Annotated in this window: 17 protein-coding genes; 9 read left to right on the top strand and 8 right to left on the bottom strand. The window is 61.2% G+C overall.

Annotated features, from left to right (window positions below; translation table 11 throughout):
* The first annotated feature begins 47 nt into the window (after positions 1-47).
* Positions 48-1,421: a multicopper oxidase family protein gene (locus SIB92_RS02950; protein WP_412554417.1), complete on the top strand. Its 1,374-nt coding sequence runs from the start codon at positions 48-50 to the stop codon at positions 1,419-1,421.
* Positions 1,422-1,450: 29 nt separating this feature from the next.
* Here SIB92_RS02950 and SIB92_RS02945 read toward each other — a convergent pair whose 3' ends face one another.
* Complete coding sequence (locus tag SIB92_RS02945; RefSeq protein WP_412554416.1) at positions 1,451-3,226, bottom strand: MOSC domain-containing protein; 1,776 nt, start codon at positions 3,224-3,226, stop codon at positions 1,451-1,453.
* A gap of 174 nt (positions 3,227-3,400) precedes the next feature.
* On the opposite strand from SIB92_RS02945, the gene SIB92_RS02940 reads away from it, so the two are divergent.
* Positions 3,401-3,871 carry an Lrp/AsnC family transcriptional regulator gene (locus SIB92_RS02940; protein WP_412554415.1) on the top strand — a complete coding sequence of 157 codons (471 nt, stop codon included), beginning with the start codon at positions 3,401-3,403 and terminating at the stop codon, positions 3,869-3,871.
* 55 nt (positions 3,872-3,926) lie between these two features.
* Here SIB92_RS02940 and SIB92_RS02935 read toward each other — a convergent pair whose 3' ends face one another.
* Together SIB92_RS02935 and SIB92_RS02930 are read right to left on the bottom strand one after the other, a co-directional pair.
* Positions 3,927-4,307, bottom strand: a complete 381-nt coding sequence (locus SIB92_RS02935; protein ID WP_412554414.1) for an AprI/Inh family metalloprotease inhibitor — start codon at positions 4,305-4,307, stop codon at positions 3,927-3,929.
* Between the two features lie 100 nt (positions 4,308-4,407).
* Entirely contained in the window at positions 4,408-4,911 is a 504-nt protein-coding gene (locus SIB92_RS02930; RefSeq protein ID WP_412554413.1) for an Lrp/AsnC family transcriptional regulator, read from the bottom strand.
* A gap of 47 nt (positions 4,912-4,958) precedes the next feature.
* Here SIB92_RS02930 and SIB92_RS02925 point away from each other — a divergent pair, with 47 nt between their 5' ends.
* Complete coding sequence (locus SIB92_RS02925; protein ID WP_412554412.1) at positions 4,959-5,876, top strand: EamA family transporter; 918 nt, start codon at positions 4,959-4,961, stop codon at positions 5,874-5,876.
* A 35-nt stretch (positions 5,877-5,911) separates the two neighbouring features.
* Here SIB92_RS02925 and SIB92_RS02920 read toward each other — a convergent pair whose 3' ends face one another.
* The gene (locus SIB92_RS02920; protein ID WP_412554411.1) at positions 5,912-6,796 is read right to left on the bottom strand and encodes an NAD-dependent epimerase/dehydratase family protein; all 885 of its coding nucleotides are present in this window, start codon (positions 6,794-6,796) and stop codon (positions 5,912-5,914) included.
* 138 nt (positions 6,797-6,934) lie between these two features.
* Positions 6,935-7,408 (bottom strand): phosphoribosyl-AMP cyclohydrolase, encoded by a 474-nt coding sequence (locus tag SIB92_RS02915; protein ID WP_412554410.1) that lies wholly within the window; start codon positions 7,406-7,408, stop codon positions 6,935-6,937.
* A 77-nt stretch (positions 7,409-7,485) separates the two neighbouring features.
* On the opposite strand from SIB92_RS02915, the gene SIB92_RS02910 reads away from it, so the two are divergent.
* Together SIB92_RS02910 and SIB92_RS02905 are read left to right on the top strand one after the other, a co-directional pair.
* The gene (locus SIB92_RS02910) at positions 7,486-8,430 is read left to right on the top strand and encodes an alpha/beta fold hydrolase (RefSeq protein WP_412554409.1); all 945 of its coding nucleotides are present in this window, start codon (positions 7,486-7,488) and stop codon (positions 8,428-8,430) included.
* A 70-nt stretch (positions 8,431-8,500) separates the two neighbouring features.
* Positions 8,501-8,926, top strand: a complete 426-nt coding sequence (locus SIB92_RS02905; RefSeq protein WP_412554408.1) for a cupin domain-containing protein — start codon at positions 8,501-8,503, stop codon at positions 8,924-8,926.
* A 75-nt stretch (positions 8,927-9,001) separates the two neighbouring features.
* On the opposite strand, the gene SIB92_RS02900 is transcribed toward SIB92_RS02905, so the two are convergent.
* From SIB92_RS02900 to SIB92_RS02890, 3 genes are all read right to left on the bottom strand, one after another.
* Positions 9,002-10,111, bottom strand: coding sequence for an anhydro-N-acetylmuramic acid kinase (locus SIB92_RS02900; RefSeq protein ID WP_412554407.1), 1,110 nt, complete (start codon positions 10,109-10,111; stop codon positions 9,002-9,004).
* A 173-nt stretch (positions 10,112-10,284) separates the two neighbouring features.
* Positions 10,285-10,629: a CBU_0592 family membrane protein gene (locus SIB92_RS02895; protein ID WP_412554406.1), complete on the bottom strand. Its 345-nt coding sequence runs from the start codon at positions 10,627-10,629 to the stop codon at positions 10,285-10,287.
* A gap of 123 nt (positions 10,630-10,752) precedes the next feature.
* Complete coding sequence (locus SIB92_RS02890; protein ID WP_412554405.1) at positions 10,753-12,501, bottom strand: alpha/beta fold hydrolase; 1,749 nt, start codon at positions 12,499-12,501, stop codon at positions 10,753-10,755.
* A gap of 173 nt (positions 12,502-12,674) precedes the next feature.
* On the opposite strand from SIB92_RS02890, the gene tyrS reads away from it, so the two are divergent.
* The 4 genes from tyrS to SIB92_RS02870 all read left to right on the top strand — a co-directional run bounded on the left by tyrS (position 12,675) and on the right by SIB92_RS02870 (position 16,395).
* Complete coding sequence (gene tyrS, locus SIB92_RS02885) at positions 12,675-13,928, top strand: tyrosine--tRNA ligase (RefSeq protein ID WP_412555787.1); 1,254 nt, start codon at positions 12,675-12,677, stop codon at positions 13,926-13,928.
* Positions 13,929-14,153: 225 nt separating this feature from the next.
* Positions 14,154-14,909, top strand: coding sequence for an SDR family oxidoreductase (locus SIB92_RS02880; RefSeq protein ID WP_412554404.1), 756 nt, complete (start codon positions 14,154-14,156; stop codon positions 14,907-14,909).
* A 61-nt stretch (positions 14,910-14,970) separates the two neighbouring features.
* On the top strand, positions 14,971-15,588 hold the full coding sequence (locus tag SIB92_RS02875) for a hypothetical protein (RefSeq protein WP_412554403.1): 618 nt from the start codon (positions 14,971-14,973) through the stop codon (positions 15,586-15,588).
* 84 nt (positions 15,589-15,672) lie between these two features.
* Positions 15,673-16,395, top strand: coding sequence for a hypothetical protein (locus tag SIB92_RS02870; protein ID WP_412554402.1), 723 nt, complete (start codon positions 15,673-15,675; stop codon positions 16,393-16,395).
* Position 16,396: the final 1 nt, after the last annotated feature.

Below are 16,396 nucleotides of genomic sequence, written 5' to 3'. Positions count from 1 at the left end.
GCCACGCCAGCAAAACACCCAAACAAGCACCCTGTAAGAGTACCCGCATGCCTCTCACCCGCCGCCAGTTCCTCGCCAGCACCGCCGCCCTGGCCCTGACGCCCAAAACCAGCTTCGCGGCCACCACTCCGGTAATCGAGGCCGCCACAGGCCGCGTGCAGCTGATTGATGCAGAGTTTGGCAACTACCCGCAAACCGAGGTCTGGGGTTACAACGGCTCGGTGCCCGGCCCGCTCCTGCGCTTCAAACAAGGCGACACCCTCAGACAAGAACTGCTCAACAGCCTGCCCAGCCCAACCGCCATTCACTGGCACGGCATCCGCGTGCCCAACGCAATGGACGGTGTGCCCGGTATGACCCAGGACGCGGTGCCCACCGGTGACCGCTTCCACTACGAATTCCCGCTCAAAGACGCCGGCACCTACTGGTACCACTCCCACAACCAATCCACCGAACAGGTCGCCCGCGGCCTCTACGGTGTGGTTGTGGTGGAAGAAACCAACGCGCCAGACGTCGACCACGACATCGTTGTGGTGCTGGACGATTGGCGGCTCAGTGACGAGGCGCAAATCACCGATGACTTTAACGCCATGCACGACTGGACCCACGCCGGACGGCTTGGCAACTACATCCACGCACAGCTGTCCGAGCAGCCGGACTCTGTGCCGGAAAACGCTCGCCTGCGCCTGCGCTTTGTCAATGTGGCCACCGACCGCGTCATCACCGTCTCCGTACAAGGCGGCGACGGCAAACTGGTCTCCCGCGATGGCATGCCCCTGGACACACCCGAACCGCTCGACGCCATGCCCTTTGGCCCGGCCGAGCGCGCCGACGTGATCATTGACGCCCAAGCCAACGAGACCAACGCGCTGCAAATTGTCCTGCACGAGGGCGATACAGGTTATCTGCTGAAAGAGATCCCCATCTCCGGCACCCAACCCGCCCGCGCCGCGATCCAGCCCCTCCCCACCAACCCAATGCCACGCCTCTCGGACCTCACCGACGCCCTCACCGTGCCCCTGCTCATGGAAGGCGGCGCCATGGGCGGGTTGCGCGAAGCCACCTACGAAGGCGAAAAACTGGACGTGCGCAGTCTGGTCGACAAGGGCCAGGTCTGGGCTTTCAATGGCCAGGCCGGCCTCAGCGACACACCGCTGGTGGAAGTCGCCCAAGGCCAGATCGTGCGCATCCCGATCCAAAACGACACGTCCTTTCCCCACGCCATGCACCTGCACGGCACGCATTTTCAGGAGGTCCTGCCCGACGGCAGCTTTGGCCCCCTAAAAGACACCATTCTGATGCAGCCCCGTGAAACCCGTGAGATCGCCTTCATTGCCAGCGCCCCGGGCAAATGGTTGATGCACTGCCACATGCTATCCCATGCGGCGGCGGGTATGCGCACCTGGATCAAGGTGGTGTGAGCTTTAAGAAAGCTCAATGCCTCAAAACCTCACACATCCAGCACCAGCGGCCCCGAAGGCACCGAGCAACAGATTAATGTTTGCGTGGTGTCTTCCCCCTCAGGCCCTGACAGCCGCGTCGCCCGTCCCGCTTTGATGCCACATTTGCAACTGCCACAAAGACCCGCCCGACAATGGGACGGCGGCAAAACCCCATGTTTCTCGGCGAACTCCAACAAGGTCCCGTCCGAAGGCTGCCAGGTCGCGGTAATCTTGGACCGCGCCAAGGTGACTGAAATTGGTGCGACCTCTGGAATGTCACGCATCTCCGACGTCGCCCCGGGCGAGGCCAACCGATCCACAAACACCCGTTCCATAGGAATCCCGGCCGCTGCCAACCGCGCCTCAAACGCAGCCACAAAGCCAACCGGCCCGCAGACATGCACATCCGCGCTTGCCTGGGCAACAGACCGCGCCAAGGTCGCCAAATCCGGCCTGCCTGCAATCGCGCTTTCAGCCGCTCCGTTTGCCTGCGTCAAATGCAACTGCACCACTGCTTGTGGCAACGCGGCCGCCAGGCTTTCGCACTCATCCCAAAGCGCCGCCTCCGCCAAGGATCGCGCCACATGCACCACCTGCACCGGTTTTTGCCAGCCCGCAGCCACTAGCTGCCGCAGCTTGGCGACTGTTGGCGTGATCCCGATCCCGGCGCTGACCAATGTGACCGCCTCGGCCTCCGATCGCAACGTGGCCTCGCCGTATGGCCCCGAGATCACCAAATGATCCCCTTCGGACACATGATGTACCGCCGGCGAGCCTGCCCCCTGATCGCGCTTCACCGAAATCCGCAGCTGCCCGCCTTCTGCCGCTGACACCGTATAGCTGCGCCAAACACCACCAGACGCCAGATTGTGCAGCCGCACATACTGCCCCGCCCTCAGTCCCGCCACGGTGCCCAGCCCCGCAAGGCTATCCTCCAGCCAAACAGACCGCACCTCCGCCGTCTCTTGCACCACAGAAGTCACCTGCGCACCCCGTGGCCACTGCGCCACCGGAGGCGCGGTCTCCACCGCTGCCGCCTGTGCCACCGCCTCTTGCGAGACCTCTTCCCCCACAGCCCCCAACAGACCCGGTGCCAGAACACCGCTCTGCCGCACAGTGGCATACACACCGCAGTAGATATGCCCAAAATGCTGATGCAGCGCAGCCGGCATATTCACATCCAACGCGCCGGTCTGAACATTCACCGACGTGCCTTTGCACCGGTCAATTGGCCGAATGATCTGCAAGTCGACACCGCCAAACCGCAGTGTTTTGCCAAGCCAGGAAAACTCTTCCCAAGGCCTGGCCCGCACATAGAGATTGCCGCGAAACCGCAACGGATCAATCTCGCGCCCCAATGCTTTGCCGATCGCTTCCACGGTCGACAGGTTGATAATGGACACCGCCGCATCCGGATGGTCCCAATACCCCCGCCCCGCCGCCGCGCGGGCCAGCTGCGTCTGCCCGTCCAAGTCCCCCTCAAAGGCAGCGACCCCAGCGCTCTCAGGCCACACCTCCGCCAATGCCCCCGAGGGCGCCGTCACTTGCAGCACATCGCCGTCAGAACGCAGATCATAACAGGTCAATTCCGGCCGGATCGTCAGGCGCTGAAACGCCTGACAGGCGGTCCATTCCCCTTCCGGCTTCACCGGCAATGCCCCACTCTGGATCGCCCTTTGCCGATCTCCGGGCAGCCCGCAGCCTTTGGCAAGTTCAACCTCCGGCAACATCTCCCCCGGCAGGCCTTTGATCGGATAGCGGTAAATCGACGTCAGTGTCACCATCGCGCCGCCCTCCCCGACCCTTGGCCATGGAAAGCGAAACGAAACATGTGAGCGGGGCAAAAACTGTATCCTGGCTGTATCATGGGGGTGTTATGCCAAAACCCAGTGATGCCTTTCGGTCATTGATGACCTGGCGTAAGAGAAATTTTCTCATTCAATGAGTGCACCCGCCCAATGACCCTCGACACCGCTGACAAATCCATTCTGAGCGCCCTGCAAGAAAACGCCCGCAGCAGCCTCGAACAACTCGCAGACCTCACCGGTCTCTCGACCGCCACCGTGCAACGCCGCCTGCGCAACCTGCGCGAGACCGGCGTGATCGAGCGCGAGATTGCCGTGCTTGCGCCGGAGAAACTTGGTCAGAACATGACCTTTGTGGTGATGGTCGAACTGGAGCGCGAGCGGCTGGATCAAATCGACCTGTTTGTCCGCCAAGCCCGCACCGACCCGCAGGTCCAGCAATGTTACTACATCACCGGCGAAGCCGACTTCTGCCTGATCTGCGTGGTCAAAGACATGGCCGATTTTGAACAGCTCACCCACCGCCTGTTCTTTGAAAACGCCAACGTCCGCCGCTTTCGCACCTCCGTGGTGATGAGCCGCAAAAAAGTCGGCCTCGACGTGCCGCTCGATCACTTAACGTAAAAGGCCCCACGCATCGCAGGGGCCTTTGAACATTCAGTCGCCAAATACTGCGACCTCACCGGAACAGGATCATCCCCGCGCCTTCCAGCTTGTTGGGCTCCGTCACTTTGAACGGCCCGATCTCGCCACCGTCAGCAGCAAAAAACACCAGATCGCGGTTGCGCATTTCCCACTGTTTGGCACTGGTGATCGCCTGATCGGTGCAGGCCCGCAGCCCCAGATCGTGCGGGCTGGCGTCGGTGACCTTCAGCTCCACCAGACAGATCTCCCCATCACTCTGCCGCAGCTTCCAGCGGCCGGAGAAGTTCTGGGGCGAATAGGTGGTGTTGTTGGCGCCAATCACCGGGGTTTGGTCCGCAGCCACAACCGCCGCCTGGCAGGCAATGCCACCAACAAAAGCGGCAGCAAAAACAATAGGTTTCAGAACAAAAGTCATCAAAACGTCCTTGGTCAAAAAATCAATGACGCCATATTGCCGGAAAAACTGTCCACGCCAAGACCCTTCTCACCTCAAGGGAGAGATCAACTTCCCCATCTCACAGCGGCACAAGACGTTCCGTCACCGGCGACGATTGCACAATCGACGAATTGGTCGCCCCAAAAGGCACAATCCGGTCAATCACCGCCTCCATCTCCGCAACATCCCGCACATGCGCCCGCGCCACAAAACAATCCTCACCGGACACACGATCACAGGAGACAATCTGCGGCGTGGCCTGAAGGACAGCGATCATATTGGCCATCTCGCCCGGCATTGGTCGTGCCCGGATCAGCACAGCCAAGCCGTACCCCAGCTTGCTTGGATCAATCCGCGCCCCATAGCCGGTGATGATCCCCACATCCTCCAAACGCCGCACCCGATCCGCAACGCTGGGCGCAGACAGGCCCACGCGTCGGGCCAGTTCCGCCCGCGCGATCCGTGCATCCGCACTCAGCTCCCGCAGAATCGCCGCATCGATATGGTCCAGAACCCCACCTTCGGATCGAAGGTCCAGCCCCACGCTCACCTTCTCTTCCACTGCATTTTTTAACAACGACACATCGAACCTCCATATAAAACACAGCTCCAACCTTGCATCCTGACCCTATGTCAGATCAAGCTTTCCGCCCCACCGCCAAACCAACGGCAGCCCTGTCGCACATGGCCCAGCGTGTGCCGCCGCAGGCCTGGTTCTCCGTGTCCGCCGTGTTTCACTACCTCGGGCCAGCTTTTGCCGTGTTGCTGTTTCCGTCCATTGGCGTGCTGGGCGTGGCCTGGTTTCGCATCACCGCCGCCGCGCTGATCTTTGCGCCCTTCACCAAGCCCTGGCGCACCTTCCAAAAGGCCAGCCCCAAGGACCGCCTCCTGTTGCTCACATTGGGCGCAAGCCTCGCCGGCATGAACAGCGCTTTCTACCTCGCCCTCGATCGTCTCCCTATCGCTCTGGTCGCGGCAATCGAGTTTATTGGCCCCATTGGCCTCGCCCTTTGGGGTTTACGCAGCGGCCGCAATCTTCTGGCGCTCTGCGTAGCCAGCCTGGGCGTGCTGCTGCTGATCGACGTGCCATCTCTGCTTTCGCCGGACAACCGAACCGCCGATCTGCTCGGCCTGTTCTGGGCCGTGCTCAACGGCGCGCTGTTTGTGCTCTACATCATCCTGGGTCACAAAATCTCCCAAGACGGCGCCTCCGGTGGCGTCGAACGGCTCGGCGCGGCCATGTTCGCCGCCGGCCTGTTTGTCATGCCCATCGGTCTGCTGCAGGCCATCAAGGCTTTTGACATGCCGTTTTTGGTCTTGGCCGGCATCGGCGTCGGCCTGTGTTCGTCTGTAGTTCCCTATGTCTGCGACCAACTCGCCATGTCCCGCTTGCCCCGCGCCAGCTTTGCCCTACTACTCACGCTTCTCCCCGCCACCGCCACAGGGATCGGCATAGTGGTGCTGCGCCAAATCCCAAGCTTGGGGGATCTTGCGGGTGTCGCATTGGTCATGGTTGGCGTGGCGTTGCATCGCCCGGCAGCACCCTAGGCATGATGCAATGCGGCCGATCATGGGCCTGGGCTTCACGCCAACAGATCACGCCAGCCATGTTGCGGCGCAAAGCCAACCATCTCTTTGGCTTTTTTATTGGCGTAAAACGTCTCGTTAGCCCCCATCTCGCCGCGCACTTCAACGCCTTGATAAAACTGCGCAATCACCTGATCCGAAGGGATGCCAACCGAGCTGTCATCATTGGCCACGTTGAACACCTCATAGCCCAGCCCGTCGGTCTTCAGACAACAGTCCACCATGTGCCCCAGATCCCTGGCATCGATATAGGCAAAAATATTGCGCCGCCGCAGAGCGGGATCTTTGACAAAGGCCGGGAACATCTCGGCGTATTCATGCGGCTCGATCACATTGTTGATCCGCAACCCATAAATATCGCTGCCGGTGCGCGCCTGAAAACTGCGCGCGGTGGCTTCGTTGCAGACTTTGGACATGGCGTAGCTGTCATGCGGCACGGTGGGGTGGGTCTCATCCACTGGCACAAAATCGGGCTTTATCTCACCATCGGCAAAACACACGCCGTAGGTCGTCTCGGAACTGGCAAAGATCACCTTGGGAATGCCAAGCTTCACCGCCGCCTCGATTACATTGTAGGTGCTCAAGGTGTTCTGCCGAAAACACTCGCCATCCGTGCCGATCATCACCCGCGGCACCGCCGCAAAATGCACCACGGCATCATAGGTCGGCACGCCGGTGCCCGCATCCAATTCGTGAAAATCGGTGAACTGCGACATCGCACCGATCACTTGCCCTGCGTCACAGAGATCGATCAGCAGTTCGGAACACTCCAACCCCGAAGGCACGCGGTCCGCATTGACCACGTGATGCCCCTGTTCCTGCAAATGCCGAATGGCCCATTTGCCCGCTTTGCCACTGCCACCTGTAAAGAAAACCCGCATCGCATCCCCCGCCTGTCATCCTAGAAAGCCAAACGCACGATGCGCCACATGCCGAGGTGAGGCAAGTCTGCCACCAGCGCTGCCCACAAACAAAAAGCCCCGCACATCGGCGGGGCTTTTCTCAAACTCTCTCACCCCTTACGGCTGAAACGGCAGCGAGCTGTGGTGCTGCACAATCCGCAGAGTGCCCTCGGCGTCTTTCTTATAACCAAAGCTCTTGTCGACCTTGGTCACGTTGCCATCCTTGTCGGTCAGGATCACCCAGCCCATCCACATCGCCACATCACCCTCGATGAAGCTTGCGGAGGTCACGCTCTCCATCTCACGCCAGCCTTTGATGCCAAAGCCACCGTCCAGCGGGTACTCTTCGTCATGGCCCACAAAATAGGACAGCGCGCCTTTTTTGGTTGGGCGGAAGGTCTGGTCACCGCTGGCGAGGGTTGGTTTGAACAGCACAGGACCCAGGTTGTAGCCATAAGCCGCGTCCAGAACCCCTTCGGCCACTGGTCGCGCTTCGTCAATTCCGCCCGCCTCATAGGCTTTGGAAATCGCCACAAGGCCCGCGCCCCAGGCTTCACGTGCTGCGCTCAGTTCGGATTCAGTGATGGCCACGATAGAGTCCCTCTCTCTAACTAGAAGCAAATTTGAGCCTATGTGGACGACCACATGCTCCGTTTCAAGTCTGACCAATGCGGTTTTTGCCAATTTTCCGCGCTGGCACCGTCCCCGACGTCACCCTTGCGCACAGCTTTGGCACAACTAGCCTGCGCCGCATGCAATTGACATGGCACCACAGCAAGCTCTCCGGCGGCACCGCTGCCGCTTGGCAGAACACCGGCACCGGCCCAACGGTGGTCTTTCACCACGCAACCGCGCTTGGTCCGCGCTGCTACGCGCCATTTCTCTCCGCACTGGGCGACAGCTATCACCTCAAAGCGCTCGCCATGCGCCCGTTGTGGCAAGACGCCCCACCGCCCAATCCGCGGCGCGAGTGGGATCTCTTTGCCGACGACATGATCGAATGGATCGAGGCCACCCAAAACGCACCCGTCATGGCAATGGGCCACTCCATCGGCGCAGCCACCACTGCGATGGCTGCCGTGAAACGCCCCGACCTGTTCAAAGGTCTCGTGTTAATTGAGCCCTCCGGCGTCACCCGCCGCATCCGCCTGCTGCTCAAGCTGCTGCCCTACCGCCTGCGCCAAACCAAAGGCCCCGCCGCCGAAGTGCTCAGCGGCCCCACCCAGTGGACAGACCTCGCGTCTGCGTTTGCCTATTACCGCGCCTCCAAAGCCTACCGCCGCTTTGACGACGCCACCCTGCGCGGCCTCATTGAGGCACTCACCGTGCCCGACGGCACCGGCATCAAGCTGGAGTACCCGCGCAATTGGGAGGCGCACCTTTACGCCACCCCACCACTGATCTTGCCAACACTCAAACGCCTCACCGTGCCCACCGAGGTCATCATCGGCAAGCCGTCCTTGTTCATGGACCCGTCCATCGCCCGCAGCCTGCGCGACAGCCGCCCGGACATGACCTTCCAATCCCTGCCAGACTACGGCCACCTGCTGCCGCTGGAAGCCCCTAACAAGGTCGCCGCCGCTGCCCGCACCGCCCTGGACCGGCTCAGCTGACCGCTTTGCGCTTGCCTCTGCTGCGCCAAGCTGCCCCTATGTCGCCAACCAACGACATCGGACGCAGCCCATGACCGCAGACCAAATCATCGCCCACCTCAACCTCGCCCCGCACCCCGAGGGCGGCCATTACCGCCAGACCTGGATTGCAGACAGCCCCGACGGCACCCGCCCCGCAGGCACGTCGATCTATTTCCTGTTGAAAGCAGGCGAAATCTCGCACTGGCACCGCGTCGATGCCGCCGAAATCTGGCACTACTACGCCGGTGCGCCGCTGATCCTGTCGCTTGCAGAAACCAACCAAGGCCCCGCCACCGACCACGTGCTTGGCCCCGACCTCGCTGCAGGTCAATTCCCGCAGCACATCGTGCCCAAAGACCACTGGCAAGCCGCCCGCAGCACTGGCGAGTGGACGCTAGTAGGCTGCACGGTCTCGCCAGCGTTTCAATTTGAAGGTTTTGAATTGGCCGCTCCGGGTTTCGACATCCCGCGCTAAACCCACCGCATCACCCGACCGCAAGGTCGGGCTGCGCCTGCCTGCCCACCCAAGGCCGGGCATCGCCCTGATCCTCTAGCCCTCCGGCTCACTCACCGTGCCGCCGCCGACAAGCGCCATCACGCCTGTGGTACTGGGACAACTCGTCGGCAAGCCCCGCGCCACCCGCACCGCCAAATAGGCAAAGGCCTGCGCTTCCAGCATATCGCCATCCAGCCCGACCTCTTCCACCGGCACCACCGGACAGTCCAGCGATACCCGCAGCATCTCCATCAGCACCGGATTGTGCCGCCCGCCACCAGTGACCAACACGCGGCTCGGCGCCTCGGGGCAATGCCCCATGCCCTGCGCCACTGCAGCCGCGCACATCGCGGTCATCGTCGCAGCCGCATCTTCATCCGACAGCTCGCGCACCAGATCCATCATTTCCGGGAAATCATTTCGATCCAAAGACTTCGGCGGCATACGTGAGAAATACGCTTCCTGCAGGAACAGCTCCAACGCCCCGGTTGCAACCGTCCCTTTGGCGGCCACTTTGCCACCTTCATCAAAGGCCAAACCCCGCCGCGCCCGCAGCATATCGTTTAACGGCGCATTGGCGGGGCCGGTGTCAAACGCCAACAACGCGCCCTCATCTTCCGGCGCGGCTTTACGCGGGTCCACCCAGGTGATGTTGCCCACCCCGCCAAGGTTCAAAAACACCACCGGCTCAGAGGCGCCAAACCACTTGGCACAGGCAAAATGGAAAAACGGCGCCAGCGGCGCCCCTTCGCCCCCCAGCTCCACATCGGCAGAGCGGAAGTCCCAAACCACCGGCACGCCCAGCGCCTCGGCCAAGGCTTGCCCATCGCCCACCTGACAGGTCCCACGTCCGCGCGGCTCATGCGCCAACGTCTGCCCGTGAAAGCCCACCAGATCGACGTTCTCAAACCCGCCCAGCACCTCGGCATGGGCCGCCTCAATCACCTCTGCCGCCGCCTCTGCCTCCGCCCCGGACCACTGGCCCAGCGCCTGCGTTAGAACTGCTTGCTCGTCTTCGGAATAGCCCCGATAGGCCGTTGCCCCAAACCCATGGATCACCTGCCCATCGGTCTCAACCACAGCCGCATCCACACCGTCCAATGACGTGCCTGACATCGCGCCCAGTGCGGTCACAACCGCCGCCTCACCCTGGCCCTTCAACATGGCCTTATCCTTTTGGTTTGCCCAGCCAATCCGCGCCCCCGGCGCAGTGGCAAAACCTTACTGGATCACCCCAGCGCACCGCCAGCCCAAAACGTCCCCCGCGCACAGTTTGCCCCTCGTCCGGCAGTAATGTCCGAAACGTGGGGCGGCCCGTGAACCGGAACCCTCCGACCTTAGCGGGAATGGGGAGCCTCCAAGGCCGGAGACAGAGGTGCGTGGGTCCCCTGCCGTCTCCAGGCTGCGCGTGACTTCACCCGCACCACAATCGCAATCACACCCAAACAGATCCAAAACACCTGGATCATAAAAGACCCAAGGTTGAAGTCCTGCACCAGGCTCACCAACACCAACCCTGCCCCAAAAATATTGATGACAAAGAAGAGGATGTCCTGACTGCTGAGAATGCGAAAGGTGATGAGGGTATAGTTGGTCAGGTAAAGGCAAAACCCCAACACGCCACACGCCGTTGACACAGGTTTGGGGAGCGCCTGGATGAACTCAAAAACATAGGCAAACAATAACCGCGCCCCCCGATAAATAAATTCCTGTTCAATGATTTAAAAAATACCGGATTGGGGGACAAAACCCCTATCCCCATTTGGGGACATTCCGCGCGGCCTCAGGAAAACCCTACCATTTGGTCAAAACCCAGGAATGTCATAGCCCAGCGCGCCCGGCGCCATGTCTTTGCCCGCCGCCCGCGCTGCCAGCCAAGGCCAATTCTCGATGTGATGATAGTGCCCTTTGCCATGCAACACATTTAGCTCCGCATTCCCCAGATGCCGCACCAACAGTTCCGCCCCTTGAACCGGCGCCACATTGTCATCCGGCCCCTGAAACACCTCCACCGGCGTGTGAATGTCAGAAGGGTCAAAGTCCCACCCCTGCGCATTGAGCAGGTTCTCCTCCACTATGCCTTCCGTGCCCGAGGCCGTCCGCAATGCCAGCATCTCCGCGGTACGCCGCCGGATCACCGGATGGGACAGAATGCGAATGTCATCTTCACTGCGCGAACGTTTGCAATAGCGGTCAAAATACCGATCCCGGTTTTGCAGGATCGAGCGCACCAGAAACGGAATGACCTGTCGCAACATACTGGGCCAGTGCCGCCCCAGAATACAGGACATATGATAAAACTGATCCAGCTCCCGCCAGTTCTCATGCCGGTAAAACGGATAGGCCGCGGAGGACAACACCGCTTTGCTGATACGATCCTGCAACGCATGGGTTACCGCCAAGGCGGATCCACTGCCAAAGGACACCGACAATACCCCTGCCTGTGCTATCCCTAGATGGTTCAACAACTCCCGCACATCGTTGGCAAAGTCCCGCAAGCTCTGCATCACGACAAAATCCGAGCGAAAGCTGCCTGGCCGACAAGGGCAGATCAGCCGCACCCCCGCCTCCGTCATGAGGTCATGACACCGCTCCGGATAGCCAATCATGTCAATTGTCACCCCGGAGAGCGCGTCAAAGGCCAGCACCGGGGTGCCATCCTCCGGACCAATGGCAAAATACTCATGTTGCCGCCCATCGCGCAGGGTGATCCGGTTGCGCACCTGAAACGCCGCCCCCGCACTGTCCCCATGTGCCCGCACTGCCATCAATGGGGAGCGCGCCAGCACCGCCGCCACTTCACTACGGCTCTTGGTCTGGGTCTTCTCATACACCCGTTTCAAGTAGGTCCGCACACTCTCGTAAGAAATCCCCATACGCTTGGCGACCTCGCGTAAGTCATAGGCCTGCCCCATATGGCTGAGCACCTCAGCCTCTCTCCGGGTCAAACCATGCACCTTGGCAATATGCGCCACACCCATATGGCTCTGCTGCCCCGACGAGATCACCACGCTGGCCGCAATGGCCGGAAACCCAATCCGCGCCGCTTCTTCTCTTGGCAGCACCATCAAATCCGCCGCGCCGTTCTCTTGGCTTTTGAACTCCAACGCCCGCCCCGTACGATTGGCCTCCTGCGCACACTGCGACAACAGCCGATCTTCCCCGCTCTTGGGTAGATACACCTGCATGTCCTGCCCCGGTAAAGCGGGCATCGGCAACACGTCATAAAGCGCGCGGTTGGCCATCACCACCTGACCATCCTCGTTCAGCAGCGCCACCCCAAAGGCAAAGCTGTTGAGCACTGAGGACAAATAGGCCTCCCGCTCCTGCAACCCCACCATGCGCTCAGATATGCTAAATGCCCGCCGGAAATGCCGCGACAGGTTCTCCAGCCCCCGCGTCTCCGCTTCCATAGCCTCCGGGCTTTCCAGATAGCGGCTGTCCCGCGCGCGGTGCACTTCCTCTGCCAGTTCCGAGATCAACTCGGGCCACAGGGAATTGTCCAAAGACGCCTCATACACGAGGTGCGTCAAATCCTCAAAACGATCACTCATTAAAACAACTTCAAAAGCACAAACATATCAGCCCGAAGCCGCCGCACAAAGTGTGGAAACCCTGCCCACCGTCCCCGCAACATTCCCCGCTTACAACTTGCCCCCCAAGGTGCTAACAGGACGGGACGCCCATTGGGGCAACAGACAACCAACAACGGAAAATGAGTGGCACCATGACCTACCAGCCCAAATCGGATTTCCTCACCGTGATGCTAGAGCGCGGCTTTGTGGCCGATTGCACAGACTATGAAGGCTTTGACAAAGCTCTCTGTGACGGCGTGGTGCCCGGCTATATCGGCTTTGACGCCACCGCCAAATCCCTGCACGTCGGCTCGCTGATCCAGATCATGATGCTGCGCTGGCTGCAAAAGACCGGCCACAAACCGATCACCCTGATGGGCGGCGGCACCACCAAAGTGGGCGACCCCTCTTTCCGCGCGGACGAACGCCCGCTGCTGACCAATGATCAGATCGACGACAACATCGCTGGCATCAAAAAAGTCTTCGCCAAATACCTCGACTACGGCGAGGGGGCGACCGGCGCGCTGATGCTCAACAACGCCGAGTGGCTTGACGAGTTGAACTACCTCACCTTCCTGCGTGACATCGGCCGCCACTTCTCGGTGAACCGCATGCTTAGCTTTGAAAGCGTGAAGTCCCGCCTGGACCGTGAGCAATCCCTGTCGTTCCTTGAGTTCAACTACATGATCCTGCAGGCCTACGACTTCCTCGAGCTCAACCGCCGTTACGGCTGTCTGGTCCAGTTCGGCGGCTCTGATCAGTGGGGCAACATCGTGAACGGCATCGACCTCACCCGTCGTGTGGACGATGGCGGCCTGTTCGGCCTCACCTCCCCTCTGCTGACCACCTCGGACGGCAAAAAGATGGGCAAATCCGCCGATGGCGCGGTCTGGCTCAACGCCGACATGCGCAGCCCCTATGAGTTCTGGCAGTTCTGGCGCAACACAACCGACGCCGACGTCGGCCGCTTCCTCAAACTCTACACCGAAATGCCGGTGGAAGAATGTGAACGCCTCGGCGCACTCGCAGGCTCTGAGATCAACGAAGCCAAGATCATCCTTGCCAACGCTGTGACCACGCTCTGCCACGGAGCCGACGCGGCCGCGACCGCTGAAGCCACCGCCCGCGAAGTGTTTGAAAAAGGCGGCGTCGGCGACGACCTGCCCACCGTGACGCTGACCGCAGAAGACCTCGGCGATGGCATCTCCATTGTGCAGCTGATTGTGAAATCCGGTCTTGCAAAGTCGGGCAAAGACGCCAAACGCCTGATCAAGGAAAACGGCGCCAAGCTGGATGATGCCCCGCTGACCAACGCCGGCCTGATGATCGACGCCGCAGCACTCAGCTCCCCAATCAAGCTCAGCGCAGGCAAAAAGCGCCACGCGCTGGTGCAGCTGGACGACTAACCCCGTCCCGGCCTTGAACCGGGACCTCGCACAACAAACTCTCTTAGGCCCGCCCCAACCGGCGGGCCTTTTGCTTTCTCATTCCCCCAATATCCCAGGGTGAATGCGCCAGAGGCGCAGAGGGGCTGGCCCCTCGCTTCTCCCCCTAGACACAGACCTCCCCTTCAGGTTATTTGAACACACGTTCATTTATCGACTTAGACGTCTCACTGGGAGGAGCCGCCAATGAAACTTGATCAAACCTGCGCCGTGATCACCGGGGGCGCGTCCGGTCTGGGCGAAGCCACCGCCCGCCACTTTGCAGCCAACGGCGCCAAGGTGGCCCTGTTTGACCTCAATGAAGAGCGCGGCACAGAGATTGCAGCGGAACTTGGCGGCACCTTCCACAAGGTGGACGTGACCGACGAAGACAGCGCCGCCGCCGGCATCCAAGCCGCCAAAACAGCCATGGGCAAAATCACCGCCGCAGTGAACTGCGCCGGCATCGCCCCTGCCGCCACCACCATTGGCAAAAACGGCCCGCACCCGCTGCACACCTTCCAGAAAACCATCGACATCAATCTCGTGGGCTCCTTCAACGTCGCGCGCCTCGCTGCCGAGGTGATTGCGGAAAACGAAGCCGAAGCAGACGGCGCGCGCGGCGTGATCATCAACACTGCCTCTATTGCGGCCATGGACGGCCAACGCGGCCAGGCCGCCTATGCAGCCTCCAAAGGCGGCATCGTCGGCCTCTCCCTGCCCATGGCGCGAGATCTGGCCCGCTCCGGCATCCGCGTGATGGCCATCGCACCGGGCATCTTCCTGACCCCGATGCTGCAAGGCCTTCCCCAAGAGGTGCAAGACCAACTCGCCGCCGACGTGACCTGCCCCAAACGTCTGGGCGACCCATCCGAATATGCCCGCCTCGCAGGCTTTATCGTGGAAAACGGCTACCTCAACGGCGAAGTCATCCGCATCGACGGCGCCCTGCGCATGCAGTAACAAATCTGTAGGGTGCGCAGTCCCTGCGCACCTTGCTATCCTCTCCACAAAGGAGAGCACCATGCCCCGCCAAAACCGTGTCCAACCTGACGGCCAGATCCTTACGCACCCCACACGCGGGTCCTTCATGGGCAACCGGGGCATTCTGCACGACGACACCGCGCATCAGCACGGCCAACTGACTAATCGCCGCTGGCGTCACAAAGCCTGGGTCTGCTGTGTATTGTCCTTCAAAAACCGTCAGCGCCACCTCATGGCGCCCAACCGCTATACCGAACTGTTTTTCTACGACGAAGCGGTCGCGCTAGCTGCCGGACATCGCCCCTGCGCCGAATGTCGCCGCGCCGATCACAAAGCCTTTTTTGCCGCCGCCGACCACGCTGGCAGCGCCCCGGCTTTTGACGACAAACTTCACGCGGCCCGCGCCGTCCCACGCATCTACGGGCAAAACCGGCCCCTCGAAGACATAGCCGACCTGCCCGACACCACCTTCATCCTGACGGACACCGGCCCCGCGCTTCTCCTGGAAGACATGGCTCTGCCGTTTACACCAGAAGGCTACGCCGCTCCCCTCAAGCGCCCAGAAGGCATATTTCCCGTGCTCACCCCCCCCCCTACACGCATCGCCCTACGCAACGGTTTCCGCCCCACGCTCCTCCTGCCCAACGCGCAGGCCTAAGCGCAAAACCACCGCGCTGTTGACAAACTTCCGCCGCCAAGTGCCTTTAGGAGCAGGCAAAACATCTCCAACGCGGACACCCAAATGAGCTTTCCCGATCTGTTTGACCACTTTGACCACGTCTACATCGTGAACCTGCCCTATCGGGACGACCGCCGCCGCGAGACCATTGCCGACTTCGCCCGCGTGGGTGTGTCTATCCCCAATGAGCACATCACTTTCTTTGAGGCCTCCCGCCCGACGGAGAAAGGCGAGTTCCCCTCGATTGGCTCACTCGGCAACTTCCTCTCGCAAACCCGCGTGCTCGCGGATGCTTTGGACAAAGGCTTTGAGCGCATCCTGATCTGCGAAGACGATCTTGAGCTGAACGATCTGCCAGACACCACGGTTGCCAAAGTGCTCTCAGATCTGAAAACCACAGATTGGTCGATCGCCGCGCTTGGCTATCTGGAACCCGAAACCCCGCCAACCGACACCGTTGGCCTCAGCGAATGGACCGGCGGCACCCGTGGCACGCAATTCTGGGCCATCCAGGGTGACAGCATCCGCGCTTTCCATGACTACCTCGAACTGGTGCGGTCCCGCCCTTCCGGCCATCCCGAAGGCGGCTCGATGTTCTTTGACGGCGCGTTCAACATGGTCCGCACCATTGTGCCCGGCACCACCTTCCGCCTCGCCACGCCCTGTCTTGCGGGGCAGCGCAGCTCGCGCACTGACATTCACGACCTGAGATTCTATGACCGCGTCGAACCTTTCCGCAGCATCGTGGGCGCTCTGCGCAAACTGATGAACCGCTCCAAAGGTTAAT

The organism is Shimia sp. MIT1388 (assembly GCF_047124445.1).
GTDB lineage: Bacteria > Pseudomonadota > Alphaproteobacteria > Rhodobacterales > Rhodobacteraceae > Shimia.
The sequence above is the reverse complement of the archived record's forward strand: the minus strand, read 5'-3'. Positions and strand labels throughout refer to the sequence as shown.